This window comes from Chitinimonas sp. (assembly GCF_036568685.1).
GTDB lineage: Bacteria > Pseudomonadota > Gammaproteobacteria > Burkholderiales > Chitinimonadaceae > Chitinimonas.
In genome coordinates, this window is record NZ_DATCSC010000008.1 from 34,232 (window position 1) to 48,587 (window position 14,356).

The 14,356-nt window shown below is 62.3% G+C and carries 12 protein-coding genes; 1 reads left to right on the forward strand and 11 read right to left on the reverse strand.

What is annotated here, in order from left to right:
* From VIM95_RS01385 to ppsA, 10 genes are all read right to left on the reverse strand, one after another.
* Nucleotides 1–312: a hypothetical protein gene (locus VIM95_RS01385; protein ID WP_331981992.1), complete on the reverse strand. Its 312-nt coding sequence runs from the start codon at nucleotides 310–312 to the stop codon at nucleotides 1–3.
* Nucleotides 313–323: 11 nt separating this feature from the next.
* Nucleotides 324–962 carry a 3-isopropylmalate dehydratase small subunit gene (leuD, locus tag VIM95_RS01390; protein WP_331981995.1) on the reverse strand — a complete coding sequence of 213 codons (639 nt, stop codon included), beginning with the start codon at nucleotides 960–962 and terminating at the stop codon, nucleotides 324–326.
* Between the two features lie 49 nt (nucleotides 963–1,011).
* Nucleotides 1,012–1,143, reverse strand: a complete 132-nt coding sequence (locus VIM95_RS01395) for an entericidin A/B family lipoprotein (protein WP_331981998.1) — start codon at nucleotides 1,141–1,143, stop codon at nucleotides 1,012–1,014.
* A gap of 32 nt (nucleotides 1,144–1,175) precedes the next feature.
* Entirely contained in the window at nucleotides 1,176–2,582 is a 1,407-nt protein-coding gene (gene leuC, locus VIM95_RS01400) for a 3-isopropylmalate dehydratase large subunit (RefSeq protein ID WP_331982001.1), read from the reverse strand.
* A 195-nt stretch (nucleotides 2,583–2,777) separates the two neighbouring features.
* Nucleotides 2,778–3,350 carry a CDP-diacylglycerol--glycerol-3-phosphate 3-phosphatidyltransferase gene (pgsA, locus tag VIM95_RS01405; RefSeq protein ID WP_331982004.1) on the reverse strand — a complete coding sequence of 191 codons (573 nt, stop codon included), beginning with the start codon at nucleotides 3,348–3,350 and terminating at the stop codon, nucleotides 2,778–2,780.
* Nucleotides 3,351–3,375: 25 nt separating this feature from the next.
* Nucleotides 3,376–5,184: an excinuclease ABC subunit UvrC gene (gene uvrC, locus VIM95_RS01410; RefSeq protein WP_331982007.1), complete on the reverse strand. Its 1,809-nt coding sequence runs from the start codon at nucleotides 5,182–5,184 to the stop codon at nucleotides 3,376–3,378.
* Between the two features lie 9 nt (nucleotides 5,185–5,193).
* A complete protein-coding gene (gene ftsB / locus VIM95_RS01415) occupies nucleotides 5,194–5,595 on the reverse strand; it encodes a cell division protein FtsB (protein ID WP_331982010.1) in 402 nt (133 codons plus the stop codon).
* Between the two features lie 94 nt (nucleotides 5,596–5,689).
* Complete coding sequence (gene eno / locus VIM95_RS01420; protein ID WP_331982013.1) at nucleotides 5,690–6,985, reverse strand: phosphopyruvate hydratase; 1,296 nt, start codon at nucleotides 6,983–6,985, stop codon at nucleotides 5,690–5,692.
* A 211-nt stretch (nucleotides 6,986–7,196) separates the two neighbouring features.
* Complete coding sequence (locus VIM95_RS01425; RefSeq protein WP_331982016.1) at nucleotides 7,197–8,849, reverse strand: CTP synthase; 1,653 nt, start codon at nucleotides 8,847–8,849, stop codon at nucleotides 7,197–7,199.
* A gap of 136 nt (nucleotides 8,850–8,985) precedes the next feature.
* The gene (ppsA, locus tag VIM95_RS01430) at nucleotides 8,986–11,367 is read right to left on the reverse strand and encodes a phosphoenolpyruvate synthase (protein ID WP_331982019.1); all 2,382 of its coding nucleotides are present in this window, start codon (nucleotides 11,365–11,367) and stop codon (nucleotides 8,986–8,988) included.
* Between the two features lie 287 nt (nucleotides 11,368–11,654).
* On the opposite strand from ppsA, the gene ppsR reads away from it, so the two are divergent.
* Nucleotides 11,655–12,479 (forward strand): posphoenolpyruvate synthetase regulatory kinase/phosphorylase PpsR, encoded by an 825-nt coding sequence (gene ppsR / locus VIM95_RS01435; protein ID WP_331982022.1) that lies wholly within the window; start codon nucleotides 11,655–11,657, stop codon nucleotides 12,477–12,479.
* Nucleotides 12,480–12,487: 8 nt separating this feature from the next.
* Here ppsR and VIM95_RS01440 read toward each other — a convergent pair whose 3' ends face one another.
* A complete protein-coding gene (locus tag VIM95_RS01440) occupies nucleotides 12,488–14,182 on the reverse strand; it encodes an ABC1 kinase family protein (protein WP_331982025.1) in 1,695 nt (564 codons plus the stop codon).
* Nucleotides 14,183–14,356 lie beyond the last annotated feature (174 nt).

Consider the following 14,356-nt stretch of genomic DNA (forward strand, 5'->3'; position numbering starts at 1 on the left):
TCAGTCGGGGTCCACTTTGGTGGTCAATCGGTCTACCAGCAGCTTTTCGCAGCACTTGAAGCCCAGCCAGCAGGCCAGCGCCAGGTAGCTCGATACTGCCAGTTCCAGCAGTTGCCGCAGTGCACCGTCCTGGGCCGCTTGCCAGCCATAGTCCAAGAACAGGTCCAGATTGGCCCGCAGTACCTGGACCAGATTCAGGGAAGACACGCCAAAACCCAGAAAGCACACGCCCATCGCTAGAAAGGTCAGCCAGGGATGGCGTTGCAGCATGTCCAGCAAGGCGGCGCGAAGTCGGCTGGACCGGCGCCCCATGCTGGCCTCGCTCAGCCGAACAGCCAGGGTTGCTGCTGGCGCCGGGTGGCCTCGAAGGCTTTGATCTTGTCGGCGTGGTTCAGGGTCAGGCCGATCTCGTCGAGCCCGTTCAGGAGGCAGTGCTTGCGGTGGGCGGTGATCTCAAAGCTAAAGGACTGGCCGCCAGGTGTGCTGACGGTCTGCGCGGCAAGGTCGATGGCCAGGCGGTAACCGGGCTGGGCCAGGGACTCCTGGAACAACTGGTCTACGATCTCGGCCGTCAGCACGATGGGCAAGAGGCCGTTCTTGTAGCAGTTGTTGAAGAAGATATCGGCGAACGATGGCGCGATCACGGCGCGAAAGCCGTAGTCCTCGAGTGCCCAGGGGGCGTGCTCGCGGGAGCTGCCGCAACCGAAGTTCTCGCGCGCCAGCAGCACTTGGGCACCGGCGTAACGCGCTTGGTTGAGCACGAAATCCGGGTTCAACGGCCGCACGCTGTTGTCCATGCCTGGCTCGCCGTGGTCCAAGTAGCGCCATTCATCGAACAGGTTGGGGCCAAAGCCGGAACGCTTGATCGACTTCAGGAACTGCTTGGGAATGATCGCGTCGGTATCGACATTGGCCCGGTCCAGAGGGCAGGCCAGCGCGTTGATAGAGGTGAAGGCTTGCATGATGTCTCGCTTTACGCCGCCCGGCGTTTGGTCGGGCGGCCGGTTTCGGCTACTTGCTGGCGGCCTTTTCGATGGCTTCGCCGCCCTTCTTGATGTCCTTGCCCACCCCTTGCATGGTGTTGCAGGCAGTGAGTTGCAGCGCGGTCAGCAGCAGGAGGGCGATCAACGAGAGTCGTTTCATGGCGTTGCGTATCCTTGTTTCGGTACCGTGGCTCAGGCGAAGCTGCGCACGTCGACGAAGTGGCCGGCAATGGCGGCGGCGGCGGCCATCTCCGGGCTGACCAAGTGGGTGCGACCGCCCTGCCCTTGCCGACCTTCAAAGTTGCGGTTGGAGGTCGAGGCGCAGCGCTCGCCCGGCTCCAATCGATCGGCGTTCATGGCCAGGCACATGGAGCAACCCGGCTCGCGCCATTCGAAACCGGCGGCGGTAAAAATCTTGTCAAGGCCTTCCGATTCGGCCTGTACCTTGACGAGACCAGAACCCGGCACGACCAGTACCAGTTTGACGTTGGCGGCCTTGGTGCGGCCCTTCACCACGGCAGCTGCGGCACGCAAGTCTTCGATCCGGGAGTTGGTGCAGGAGCCGATGAAGACCTTGTCGACCGCAATGTCGGTGATGGGCGTGTTGGCGCTCAGGCCCATATAGCTGAGCGCACGCTCCATGCCGGTCTTGCGGGTGGCATCCTGCTCCTGGGCCGGATCGGGAACGCGATCGGCGATGGTGACGACCATCTCGGGCGAGGTGCCCCAGGTGACTTGCGGCGCAATGGCTTCGGCCTGCAGCTCGACGACGGCGTCGAACTTGGCACCTTCATCGCTGACCAGCGTGCGCCAGTAGGTGGTTGCCTGCTCCCACTGCTCGCCCTTGGGGGCGAAGGGGCGACCGACGAGGTAATCGAGCGTGGTCTGGTCCACGGCCACCATGCCGGCGCGGGCACCGGCCTCGATCGCCATATTGCAGAGGGTCATCCGCCCTTCCATGCTCAGGCCGCGGATGGCGGAACCACCAAATTCAATGGCGTAGCCGGTGCCGCCGGCTGTGCCGATCTTGCCGATCACGGCCAGGGCGATGTCCTTGGCGGTCACGCCCAGGCCCAGCTTGCCCTCGACCTTGACCAGCATGGCCTTGGATTTCTTTGCGACCAGGGTCTGGGTGGCCAGTACGTGCTCGACCTCGGAGGTGCCGATGCCGTGGGCCAGGCAGCCAAAGGCGCCGTGGGTACTGGTGTGCGAGTCACCGCAGACCACGGTCATGCCGGGCAGTGTGGCGCCCTGCTCCGGGCCGACGACATGGACGATGCCCTGGGCCTTGTCCTTGAAGGGGAAGTAGGCGAGCGCACCGACTTCACGGATGTTGGCGTCCAGAGTCTCGACCTGCTGGCGTGAGATCGGATCCTTGATGCCTTCTTCCCAATGGTCGGTCGGGGTGTTGTGGTCGGCCGTGGCGACGATGGAGGAGATGCGCCAGGGTTTGCGGCCAGCCAGCTTCAGACCTTCGAAGGCCTGTGGGCTGGTGACTTCGTGTACCAGGTGACGGTCGATATAAAGCAGGACGGTGCCGTCAGCTTCTTCGTGCACCACATGGCTATGCCAAAGCTTGTCGTAGAGGGTCTGGGCCATCGTTCTTCACAGCCGGTTGCGATTCGGGGGATAACGACCATATCACGCGGTCGCATGCACCGGCAACCTGACGCCCACGGCGTAGCGGCGCCGATATGGAATCCGTTGGTGACGGAGTGCGGCTAAGCCGAAATGACAAGCGCCCGGCTATACCGGGCGCTATGACGATGGCTGATTCAGAGCCCTCTGGCAGTGTTAGCGTTTGCTGTTCAGTTGCGGCCAAGCCATGCGCAGGTAGTAGCCCATGGACCAGAGGGTCAGTAGTGCCGCCACGAACAGGCAGATCGAGCCCAGGCGCTGGGTATCGATGCCCGGAATGAAGTTTTCGTGCAGCAGCAGCACGGTAATGGCCACCATCTGGGCTGTGGTCTTGAGCTTGCCGACGAAGGAGACCGCCACGCTCTTGCTCGAGCCGAGTTGGGCCATCCATTCACGCAGGGCCGAGATGGTGATCTCGCGGCCGATGATGATGGCGGCGAGCCAGGCATCCGCGCGTTCCAACTGTACCAACAGGATCAGCGCGGCCGCCACCATGAGCTTGTCCGCCACCGGGTCGAGAAAGGCACCGAAGGGCGATTGCTGGTCCCACTTGCGGGCCAGCCAGCCGTCGAACCAGTCGGTGATGCCCGCCAGCATGAAGAGCGCGGCTCCTGCCAGGTTCTTCCAGAGCACGGGCATCCAGGCATCGGGCAGATAGAAGACCCCGAGGATCAGCGGAATCATCAGGATGCGTGCCCAGGTGAGCAGGTTGGGAAGATTTAGAGGCATGTGGCGGAGGGCCGCGTAAGCAGTTTCAATGTAAGGCGTTGTAGATTTTTTCGGCCAGCGCCTGGTTGATGCCATCGACCTGGCAAAGATCGTCGATGCTGGCTGCCTTGACGCCCTGCAGGCCGCCAAAGCGCGTCAGCAGCTTTTGGCGCCGCTTGGCGCCGATACCTGCAATATCCTCCAGGCTGGACGAAACCCGGGCTTTGCCACGTCGGGCGCGGTGCCCGGTGATGGCGAAGCGGTGTGCTTCGTCGCGTATGGTCTGGATCAGGTGCAGGGCGGCCGAATCGCGCGGCAATTGTAGCGTTTCGTTTCTGGATGGAACAACGAGTTGCTCAAGGCCGGGCTTGCGCGTCTCACCCTTGGCCACGCCGACCAGTAGTGCATCCATCAGGCCGACCTCCTCGATGACCTCGACCGCCACCCCGATCTGGCCCTTGCCACCGTCGATCAGGATCACGTCGGGGGCGGCACCCTCCCCGGCAGCGATCTTGCCGTAGCGGCGGGTCAGCACCTGGCGCATGGCAGCGTAATCATCGCCGGGCGTGATGCCGGTGATGTTGTAATGCCGGTATTCCTTGGGCTGCATGCCCAGCCGGTCGTAGACCACACAGGAGGCGACGGTGGCCTCACCCATGGTGTGGCTGATGTCGAAACACTCAATGCGCTGCGCGGAGTCAGGTAACTGCAAGGCCTCCTGGAAGGCCTGCAGCCGGTTCAACTGGGTGGATTCCAGTGACAGGCGCTGGCCTATGGCCAGCTGGGCATTCTTCAGTGCCATTTCCAGCCAGACCCGTCGCTCGGCGATCGGGTTGGCGACGATGGCGACCTTGCGGCCGGCCTGGGCGGTCAGGAGCTCGATCAGGGTGGCATTGTCGCCGCTGCTGTTGCAAACGATCACCGGTGGGATGTTGCGGCCCAGGTAGTGCTGCGCCAGGAAGGCTTCCAGGGCACCCTGCACGTCGTAGTCCTCGCCATGGCTGGGGAACAGCGATTTGTCACCCACATGGCGGCCACCGCGAATCATCACCAGGTTGACGCACACAAGGCCTTGCTCCACGACGCAAGCCACGATGTCGGCATCGGTCTCGCTGGCATTGCTGGAGACAAACTGCTTTTCCTGCACCTTGGCCAGGGCCTGAATCTGGTCTCGATAGATGCTGGCCTCCTCGAACTGCCAGGCGGCTGCAGCAAGGCGCATCTTCTCATCCAGCGCGTCGATCAGCTCATTGGCCTTGCCATTGAGGAACTGGGTAGCATGCCGCACATCGTCGCGGTAGTGCTCATCGCTGATCTCACCGGTACAAGGGCCGCTGCAGCGCTTGATCTGGAACAGTAGGCAGGGTCGGCTGCGGTTTTCAAAGACGGTGTCTTCGCAGGTGCGCAGCTTGAACACCTTTTGCAAGAGCTGGATGCTCTCGCGCACCGCGTAGCCGTTGGGAAAGGGGCCAAAGTACTGGTTCTGCTTGTCCAGTGCGCCGCGGTAATAGGCCAGCCGTGGGTGCTGGTGGCCGCTCAGCATCAGGTAGGGGTAACTCTTGTCGTCGCGGAACAGGATGTTGTAGCGCGGCGCCAGGGCCTTGATCAGGTTGTTTTCGAGGATGAGGGCCTCGGCCTCGGAGCGAACCACCGTGGTCTGGATGTCCGCCACTTGGCTCAGCATCAAGCGGATGCGTGGCGATTGGTCGTTCTTCTGAAAGTAGGATGAGACGCGGCGCTTGAGGTCGATGGCCTTGCCGACATACAGCACGTCTCCCTTGGGCGAGATATAGCGATAGACGCCCGGCAGGTTGGGGAGGCTGGCAAGTATGGGTTTGGGGTCAAACGGCGGCATGCCGTTATTTTACCGGGCTGCAGGCGCGCTGGGCGAAGCCCCGACGGCGGTGCCAGGGAGTACGGCAGGCGGCGTGTCGGTCGGCGTAGGGGCAGGCACGGGCGATTGGGCCGGCGGCGTTGCAGGCGAGGTGCTGGGGCGACTTTCCAGTATCTGGAAGAAGACCTCGTCCTGCCGCACCATGCCCAGCTCGTTGCGGGCACGTTCCTCGATGGCGTCGCTACCGGTCTTGAGGTCGCGTACTTCGGCATCCAGCGCGTCATTGCGCGCTTGCAGCTTGGCGTTCTGGGCCTTTTGCTCAGCCAGTTGCGATTCGATCTGCCAGACTTTCAGCCACGAGCCTTTGCCGATCCAGAGTGGCCACTGGAGCAGGACAACGATGCAGGCGAGAAGGACGGCGAGAATGCGCATGGCCGAGATTGTACGGGGTGATATGGCGAGAGGGCAAAGAAACAAGGGGGTGACCAATTGGTCACCCCCTTGTCACTGCTGACTGCCTGCCAGTTTACTGCTTGATCTGGTAGAAGGCGGCGCGGCCCGGGTAATAGGCGGCATCACCGAGTTCTTCTTCGATACGCAGCAGCTGGTTGTACTTGGCCATGCGGTCCGAACGGCTCAGCGAGCCAGTCTTGATCTGCATGCAGTTGGTGGCCACGGCGAGGTCGGCGATCGTGCTGTCCTCGGTTTCGCCTGAGCGGTGCGACATTACCGAGGTGTAACGGTTGCGCTTGGCCAGGTCCACGGCCTGCAGGGTCTCCGACAGCGAACCGATCTGGTTGACCTTGATCAGGATGGAGTTGCAGATGCCCTTGGCAATGCCTTCGGCCAGGATCTTGCTGTTGGTGACGAACAGATCGTCACCCACCAGCTGCACACGGCTGCCCAGGCGGTCGGTCAGCAGCTTCCAGCCGTCCCAGTCGCGCTCGCCCATGCCGTCTTCGATCGAGACGATGGGGTACTTGTTGGCCAGGCTTTCGAGGTAGTCGACCATCTGGGCCGAGGTCAGCTCGCGCTTGTCGCTCTTCTTGAACACGTACTTGCCGGTGGCCTTGTCGTAGAACTCCGAGGCAGCGCAGTCCAGCGCAATGCAGATGTCCTTGCCGAACACATAACCTGCCTTCTCGACGGCGGCCTTGATCATTTCCAGCGCCTCTTCGGCATTGGCCACGTCCGGAGCGAAGCCGCCTTCGTCACCGACCTGGGTAGGCAGGTGCTTGTCGTGCAGAATCTTCTTGAGGGTGTGGAACACCTCGGCGCCGTAACGCATGGCTTCGCGGAAGGTCGGTGCGCCAACCGGCACGATCATCAGTTCCTGGAAGTCCAGGCTGTTGTTGGCATGCTCACCGCCATTGATGACGTTCATCATCGGGACCGGCAGGGCCATGGGGCCCGAGCCACCGATATAGCGGTACAGCGGCAGGCCGGCTTCCTCGGCGGCGGCCTTGGCCACGGCCATGGATACAGCCAGGATGGCGTTGGCGCCCAGGCGGCCCTTGTCCTCGGTGCCGTCCAGTTCCAGCATGGTGCGGTCGATGAAGGCCTGTTCGGAGGCATCGAGGCCGATGATGGCTTCGCAGATCTCGGTGTTGACGTGCTCGACAGCCTTGAGCACGCCCTTGCCCAGGTAACGGCCCTTGTCGCCGTCGCGCAGCTCCAGTGCTTCGCGCTCGCCGGTGGAGGCGCCGCTCGGGACGGCAGCGCGGCCCATGACACCACTTTCCAGCAGCACGTCCGCTTCGACGGTCGGGTTACCGCGCGAGTCCAGGATCTCGCGGGCGATGACTTCTACGATTGCGCTCATCGGTATTTCCTTGATGCGATGTGGGGGTTCGGATCGGGGCGATCTTGACGGCGCAAGCCTGCTGTAGGCAAGCACCATCAACATTCAAGCATATGCTTTGTCACGGCCGGTGCTGCCGGCGGGCGACCTTACTGGGTGCTACCGCGGCCCGCCCAAGGTAGGCGGGCCGCCGGGGCAGAGCCGGCCAAGCCGGCTATCTACCCCATGCCGATCAGCAGCTCAGGCCTTCACGACCGTGCTCGCGAGCGTAGCTCATTGCTGCTTCGACATAGGCCTGGAACATCGGGTGGCCATCTCGCGGGGTGGAGGTGAACTCCGGGTGGAACTGGCAACCGAAGAACCAGCGGTGCTCGGGCAGCTCAATGGTCTCGCACAGATGGTTCGGGTCGGTCGAACGACCGCTGACCTTGAGGCCGGCGGCTTCGAGGCGCGGCAGGTAGTGGTTGTTCACTTCGTACCGATGGCGGTGACGCTCGACGATGCGCTCGGCACCGTAGACGCGTGCGGCCAGCGAACCGGCTTCCAGCTCGCACTCCTGGCTACCCAGGCGCATGGTGCCGCCCATGTCCGAGTTGGCGTCGCGCACTTCGATCTTGCCGTCGTGGTTGACCCACTCGTCGATCAGGGCGACCACCGGGAACGGGGTTTCCAGCGTGAATTCGGTGGAGTTGGCGCCTTCCATGCCGGCCTTGTGGCGGGCGTATTCGATCAGGGCCAGCTGCATGCCCAGGCAGATGCCGAGGTAGGGAACGTTGTTCTCGCGGGCGTACTGGATCGCACGGATCTTGCCTTCCACGCCGCGCTTGCCAAAGCCGCCCGGTACCAGAATCGCGTCCATGTTCTTGATCTGGTCGAGGCTGCCGCCTTCGAGCTCTTCCGAATCCACGTAGTGGATCTTCACTTCGCTACGGGTGTGGATGCCGGCGTGCTTCAGCGCTTCGATCAGCGACTTGTAGCTCTCGGTCAGGTCGACGTATTTGCCGACCATGGCGATGTTGACGGTCTGGCTGGGGTTCTCGACGGCATTGACGATGCGGTCCCAGACGCTCAGGTCGGCCGGCGGCAGGTTCAGCTGCAATTGCTTGCAGATGATGTCGTCGATGTGCTGTTCGCTCAGTACGCGCGGGATCTTGTAGATGCTGTCCATGTCCGGGCAGGACACGACGGCCTTCTCGGCCACGTTGGTGAAGAGGGCGATCTTGCGCTTCTCGTCTTCCGGCACCATGCGGTCGGCGCGGCAGATCAGCACGTCCGGCTGGATGCCGATCTCTCGCAGTTCCTTCACCGAGTGCTGGGTCGGCTTGGTCTTGATCTCGCCGGCGGCCGCAATATAGGGCACGTAGGAGAGGTGGACGAAGCAGGTGTTCTCGCGGCCCAGGGTGACGCCCATCTGACGGATGGCTTCCAGGAAGGGCAGCGATTCGATGTCGCCCACGGTACCGCCAACTTCGATCACGGCTACTTCGGCATCGCCGGCACCCTGGTCGATAAACAGGCGGATTTCGTCGGTAATGTGCGGAATCACCTGTACGGTCTTGCCCAGGTAGTCGCCCCGGCGCTCGCGCTTGATGACCGACTCGTAGATCTGGCCGGTGGTGAAGTTGTTGGACTTCTTCATCTTGGCGTGGATGAAGCGCTCGTAGTGGCCGAGATCCAGGTCGGTCTCGGCGCCATCTTCGGTAACGAACACTTCGCCGTGCTGCAGCGGGGACATGGTGCCCGGATCCACATTGATATAGGGATCGAGCTTCATCATGGTGACTTTGAGGCCGCGGGATTCGAGGATGGCCGCAAGTGACGCGGCGGCGATGCCTTTCCCCAGAGAGGAGACAACGCCGCCGGTAACGAATATGAACTTGGTCATGTGAGAATCACCCAGTGGTAATTCCGTATTTTACCCTGATCGCCCTGCCCTCTCAACGCGCAGACCGGCCCAAGCATGAAAAAAGGGGCGCCAGACGGCGCCCCATTTTTGCTGAAAGCCAGCTCCCATGCGGGAATCAGCCGAGTTCGCGGGCCAGGTAGAGCCAAGTCTCGACCACCGTGTCCGGGTTGAGCGAGACAGTTTCTATGCCCTGCTCGACCAGCCATTTGGCGAAGTCCGGGTGATCCGATGGGCCTTGGCCACAGATGCCGATGTACTTGCCCTGGGCGCGGCAGGCCTTGATCGCCATGGCCAACATGGCCTTGACCGCCTCGTTGCGCTCGTCAAAGAGGCTGGCGATGGGGCCGCCGGAGTCGCGGTCCAGCGCCAGGGTCAGCTGGGTCATGTCGTTGGAGCCGATCGAGAAGCCGTCGAAGTACTCCAGGAACTGCTCGGCCAGGATGGCGTTCGAGGGGATCTCGCACATCATGATCAGGCGCAGGCCATCGCGGCCGCGCTCCAGGCCCTGCTCCTTGAGCAGCTCGACCACCTTGCGGGCTTCATCCAGGGTGCGGACAAAGGGGATCATGACCTCGACATTGGTCAGCCCCATTTCGTTGCGGACCTTCTTGATGGCGCGGGTTTCGAGCTCGAAGCAGTCACGGAAGGACTCGCTGATATAACGCGAGGCACCGCGGAAACCGATCATCGGGTTCTCTTCGTGCGGCTCGTAGTTCTGGCCGCCGATCAGGTTTGAGTACTCGTTCGACTTGAAGTCGGACATGCGCACGATGACCTTCTTGGGGTAGAAGGCTGCCGCCAGGGTGGCGATGCCCTCGACCAGCTTCTCGACATAGAAGTCCACGGCGCTGGGATAGCCGCCGATGCGCTCATCCACCTGCTGTTTGAGGTCCCAGGGAATGTTGGGATAAGCCAGCAAGGCCTTGGGATGCACACCGATCATGCGGTTGATGATGAATTCCAGCCGCGCCAGGCCTACGCCTTCGTTGGGCAGGTGGCTGAAGTCGAAAGCCAGCTCGGGGTTGCCGACGTTCATCATCAGCTTGACCGGGCTCTTGGGCATGGAGTCGAGCTTGAGATCGATAATTTCGATGTCGAGCTTGCCCTCATAGATATTGCCGGTATCGCCTTCGGCGCAGGAGACGGTGACGACATCGCCATCCTTCAGCGCACGGGTGGCGTCGCCACAGCCGACCACGGCCGGGATGCCCAGCTCGCGAGCGATGATGGCGGCATGGCAGGTGCGGCCGCCACGATTGGTGACGATGGCCGAGGCGCGCTTCATGACCGGTTCCCAATCCGGGTCGGTCATGTCGGTGACCAGCACGTCGCCTGGCTTGACGGCGTCCATCTCGCTGGCGTCCTTGATCAGGCGAACTACGCCCTGGCCGATCTTCTGGCCAATGGCCCGGCCCGAGGCCAGCACGTTGGACTTGTTGTTCAGGCGGTAGCGGCGCAGCGTATCCACGCGGGCTTCCTGCGACTTCACGGTCTCGGGGCGGGCTTGCAGGATGTAGAGCTTGCCGTCGACACCATCGCGGCCCCACTCGATATCCATCGGGCGGGCGTAGTGTTTCTCGATGATCAGGGCGTAGCGGGCCAGCTCTTCGACCTCGGCGTCGCTGATCGAGAAGCGGTTGCGCTCCACGTCCGACACATCCACGGTACGCACCGACTTGCCGGCGGCAGCCTCGGCGGTGAATTCCATCTTGATCAGCTTGGAGCCACGGTTACGGCGCAGGATGGCCGGCTTGCCGCTCTCGATATTGGGCTTGAAGACGTAAAACTCGTCGGGGTTCACCGCACCCTGCACCACGGTTTCGCCCAGGCCGTAGCTGGAGGTGACGAAGACGACATCGTCAAAGCCCGATTCGGTATCGATGGTGAACATCACACCGGCGGCACCCTTGTCCGAGCGCACCATGCGCTGGATACCGGCCGACAGGGCAACGTTGGCGTGCTCGAAACCCTTGTGCACGCGGTAGGAAATGGCGCGATCGTTATACAGCGAGGCGAACACTTCCTTGATGGCGTGCAGCACATTGTCTACGCCAACGATATTGAGGAAGGTTTCCTGCTGGCCGGCAAAGGAGGCGTCCGGCAGATCTTCCGCGGTGGCGGAGGAGCGTACGGCGACCGAGATGGCGGCGCCTGAGTCGGCTTCCATCTTGGCGTAGTTGGCGCGGATCTCGGCATCGAGTTCAGCTGGGAATGGCTGATCGACCACCCATTGGCGAATCTGCTTGCCCACCCGCAAGAGGTCGGTGACGTTCTCCACGTCGAGCTCGTTCAGCGCGGCATCGATCCGGGCAGAGAGTCCGTCGTGGGCGAGGAAGGCGCGGTAGGCCTCCGCCGTGGTGGCGAAACCGCCGGGGACGCGTACGCCCGAAGCGGCCAGCTGGCTGATCATTTCGCCGAGCGAGGCGTTCTTGCCGCCTACACGTTCGACGTCGGTCATGCGCAGTTCGTCAAACCAGATGACGTTTTTCTCTGCCATTTTCTGTTTCCTTGCAGGGATTTGGGGATTCTGAGTCAGCAATTCTAGCCTGATTGCGCGGCCTCACGCAGCCGGGTGGGATGCACGGATGCGGCCTCTTTTTGCGCGATGCAACATGCAATGATAGCGTCAAATGAAGGAAAATGTAGTCGAAATCACTGGGTTACAAGCGCGCATGGTCTGAATGGCCGCTTTCCCTGATGTTGCATCTGCACAACCCGCTCGCTAGCGGTGCTGGGCCTATGGCAACATGGTTCGCAGCTCCGTCATTCTCGAAAGCCTCCCCCATGCCTCAGCATCGCACCGTCTTCTTCATCTCCGACCGTACCGGCATCACCGCCGAAATGCTGGGGCACAGCCTGATCACCCAGTTCGAGGGCATCGAGTTCAAGCGCATCACCCTGCCCTTCATCGATTCTCAGGAGAAGGCGCAGCTGGTGGCTGAACGCATCCGCCAGACCGGCGAGGTAGACGGTGCCCGGCCACTGGTCTTCGCTACCTTCGTCAAGGACGAGATCCGCGAGGTACTGCGCATACCGGAGGCGCATATGGTCGAGTTCTTCGAAACCTTTATCGCCCCCTTGGAGGCCGAACTTGGCAAGGAGTCCTCGCATACCGTGGGCAAGAGCCACAGCATCGAGAACTTCCACGAGTACAACGCCCGTATCGAGGCGGTGAACTATGCCCTGGCGCACGACGATGGCATCAAGCCGGCCGATCTCGATACTGCCGACATCGTGCTGGTGGGTGTCTCCCGCTCCGGCAAGACCCCGACCTGCCTCTACCTTGCCTTGCAGTATGGCATCAAGGCGGCCAACTATCCGCTCACGCCGGACGACTTTGGCCAGCCCGGCCTGCCCAAGCCCTTGCAGGCTTTCAAGCACAAACTCTTTGGCCTGACCATCGTGCCCGAGCGGCTGTCGCAGATCCGCTCCGAGCGTAAGCCGGACAGCCGCTATGCCTCGCTGGACAACTGTCGCTTCGAGGTGGCCGAGGCTGAGGCGATCTACCGCAATGCCGGCATTCCGCACCTCAACACCACCAGCAAGTCCATTGAAGAGCTGGCCTCCACCATCCTGCACAAGGCCAGTCTCGCTCGGCGTATCTATTAAGTGGGTGCTTAGTCTCCTAGCCCGTTACGCTTGCTGGCGCGCCATATCGACCAGATCAGCCACAGGCTGTTGAAGAAGGCGATCAGAAAACCGATGAAGCCGAAGGCTGGCAGGCCAAAGAGACGAGGGCCGGCCGGTACGGTCATGACGATGCTGGAGCCGATGATCAGGCAACCGGTCACGATGCCTAGCGTCAAGCGGCTGGCGGCGCGGTCTATCTGCTGACCAAAGTGATCCAGCCGCTTGAGGTCCAGGTCGATCTTGAGCTTGCCGCGCCGCGCCGCCTTCACAAGGCGTGAGAAGTCGCGCGGTAGCCCGCCCACCAGGGTCATGATCTCCCAGAGGTTGCGCCGCCCCTTTTTCAACAGCGAGCCAGGCGCATAGCGGTTCAGCAGGACCTGGCGCACAAATGGCGTCAGGTGCGACACCATCTGGAAGTCCGGGTCTAACTGGCGGCCCAGGCCCTCAAGGGTGATCAGCGCCTTGAACAGCAGGGTCAGATCGGCCGGCAAGGTAATGGCGTGCTCGCGCATGATGGCGATCACGTCGTTCAGCAACTGTCCAAAGCGGATGTCTTTGAGCGATAGGTTCTCGTAATTGAAAATGAACTCAGCCAGGTCCGCCGCCAGCTTCTCTTCATCTACCGGACTGTCTGCGGTCCAGTCCAGCAACACATTGAGGATGCCGCGTTCGTCACGCGCGGCCAGCGCGGCCAGGAGATCGACGATCTCGTCCCGGCGCGGTGCCGGTAACCGGCCAACCATGCCGAAATCGATAAAGGCGATGCGGTTGTCCGGCAGGTAGATCACGTTGCCCGGGTGCGGGTCGGCGTGGAAGTAGCCGTCGATCAATACCATCTTGAGTACTGCATCTGCCCCGCGCTCCGCCAGCAGCTTACGGTCCAGGCCGGCGGCTTCCAGCAATCCCAATTCATTGCCGGGCACGCCACCGATAAAAGCCTGTACGTTGACGATCTCGTTGGTGTAGTCCCAGAAAATTTCCGGGATCACGATGTGCGGGTGGTTGGCGAAGTTCTCGGCAAAGCGGCGGTGATGGTGCGCCTCTTGCGCCAGGTTGAGTTCGCGCCGCAATGATTTGGCGAACTGCTCGACGATCCTGACCGGCTGGTACTGGCGGCTATCCGGAAACTCGAATTCCACCAAGCTGGCCAGGTGGTGCAGCACCCGCAGGTCGGATTCGATCTTGGCAACGATATTGGGGCGCCGCACCTTGAGGATGATGGGGCGGCCGTCGGGCAGCCGGGCCCGATGCACCTGGGCGATGGAGGCAGAACCGATAGGGGTGGGGTCCAGCTCGGCAAACATCTCACCGGGCGGTTTGCCCCAGGCCCGCGTCAGCTCGGCCTCCAGCTCCTCGAATGGGCTGGCCGGCACATTGGATTGCAGCTTTTCGAATTCGGCGATCCAGTCCGGTGGAAAGACGTCCACCCGGGTCGCCATGACTTGACCGAGCTTGATAAAGGTCGGGCCCAGTTCCTCCAGCGCGCGCCGGGCGCGGACCGGTGCATCCTGTTCCTCGCGCCGGTTATCGTCCGGCAGGTCCAGTGATTCACCGGCGCGCTCGAAAGTACGCTGAACGTTGAGACGGCGAACTAAATCGCCAAAACCGTGTCTGGCCAACACGCCGATGATTTCACGGATGCGCGGCAGGTCGCGCATCAGGCTGAGGGTTTCGCGTAGCATGGGTCGATTCTAGAGCCTGCCGTGGCGGATTTCACGCTAACGCTAAGCTTGGGTTGCCCTGGCGCAAAGCCGTGTGCCCGGCGGTCGACGCAGTGCAGCAAGATTGCTCGTTGCTCATCGGCAAACATCCCCGTATGGTGTCGCGATTCGCGGCCCTCCCCGACGCCCTTCCGG

Bases quoted from the DNA above. Each gene is read 5' to 3' on its own strand.
- VIM95_RS01385 (WP_331981992.1), bottom strand. From the start codon at position 312: ATGGGGCGCCGGTCCAGCCGACTTCGCGCCGCCTTGCTGGACATGCTG.
- leuD (WP_331981995.1), bottom strand. From the start codon at position 962: ATGCAAGCCTTCACCTCTATCAACGCGCTGGCCTGCCCTCTGGACCGG.
- VIM95_RS01395 (WP_331981998.1), bottom strand. From the start codon at position 1,143: ATGAAACGACTCTCGTTGATCGCCCTCCTGCTGCTGACCGCGCTGCAA.
- leuC (WP_331982001.1), bottom strand. From the start codon at position 2,582: ATGGCCCAGACCCTCTACGACAAGCTTTGGCATAGCCATGTGGTGCAC.
- pgsA (WP_331982004.1), bottom strand. From the start codon at position 3,350: ATGCCTCTAAATCTTCCCAACCTGCTCACCTGGGCACGCATCCTGATG.
- uvrC (WP_331982007.1), bottom strand. From the start codon at position 5,184: ATGCCGCCGTTTGACCCCAAACCCATACTTGCCAGCCTCCCCAACCTG.
- ftsB (WP_331982010.1), bottom strand. From the start codon at position 5,595: ATGCGCATTCTCGCCGTCCTTCTCGCCTGCATCGTTGTCCTGCTCCAG.
- eno (WP_331982013.1), bottom strand. From the start codon at position 6,985: ATGAGCGCAATCGTAGAAGTCATCGCCCGCGAGATCCTGGACTCGCGC.
- VIM95_RS01425 (WP_331982016.1), bottom strand. From the start codon at position 8,849: ATGACCAAGTTCATATTCGTTACCGGCGGCGTTGTCTCCTCTCTGGGG.
- ppsA (WP_331982019.1), bottom strand. From the start codon at position 11,367: ATGGCAGAGAAAAACGTCATCTGGTTTGACGAACTGCGCATGACCGAC.
- ppsR (WP_331982022.1), top strand. From the start codon at position 11,655: ATGCCTCAGCATCGCACCGTCTTCTTCATCTCCGACCGTACCGGCATC.
- VIM95_RS01440 (WP_331982025.1), bottom strand. From the start codon at position 14,182: ATGCTACGCGAAACCCTCAGCCTGATGCGCGACCTGCCGCGCATCCGT.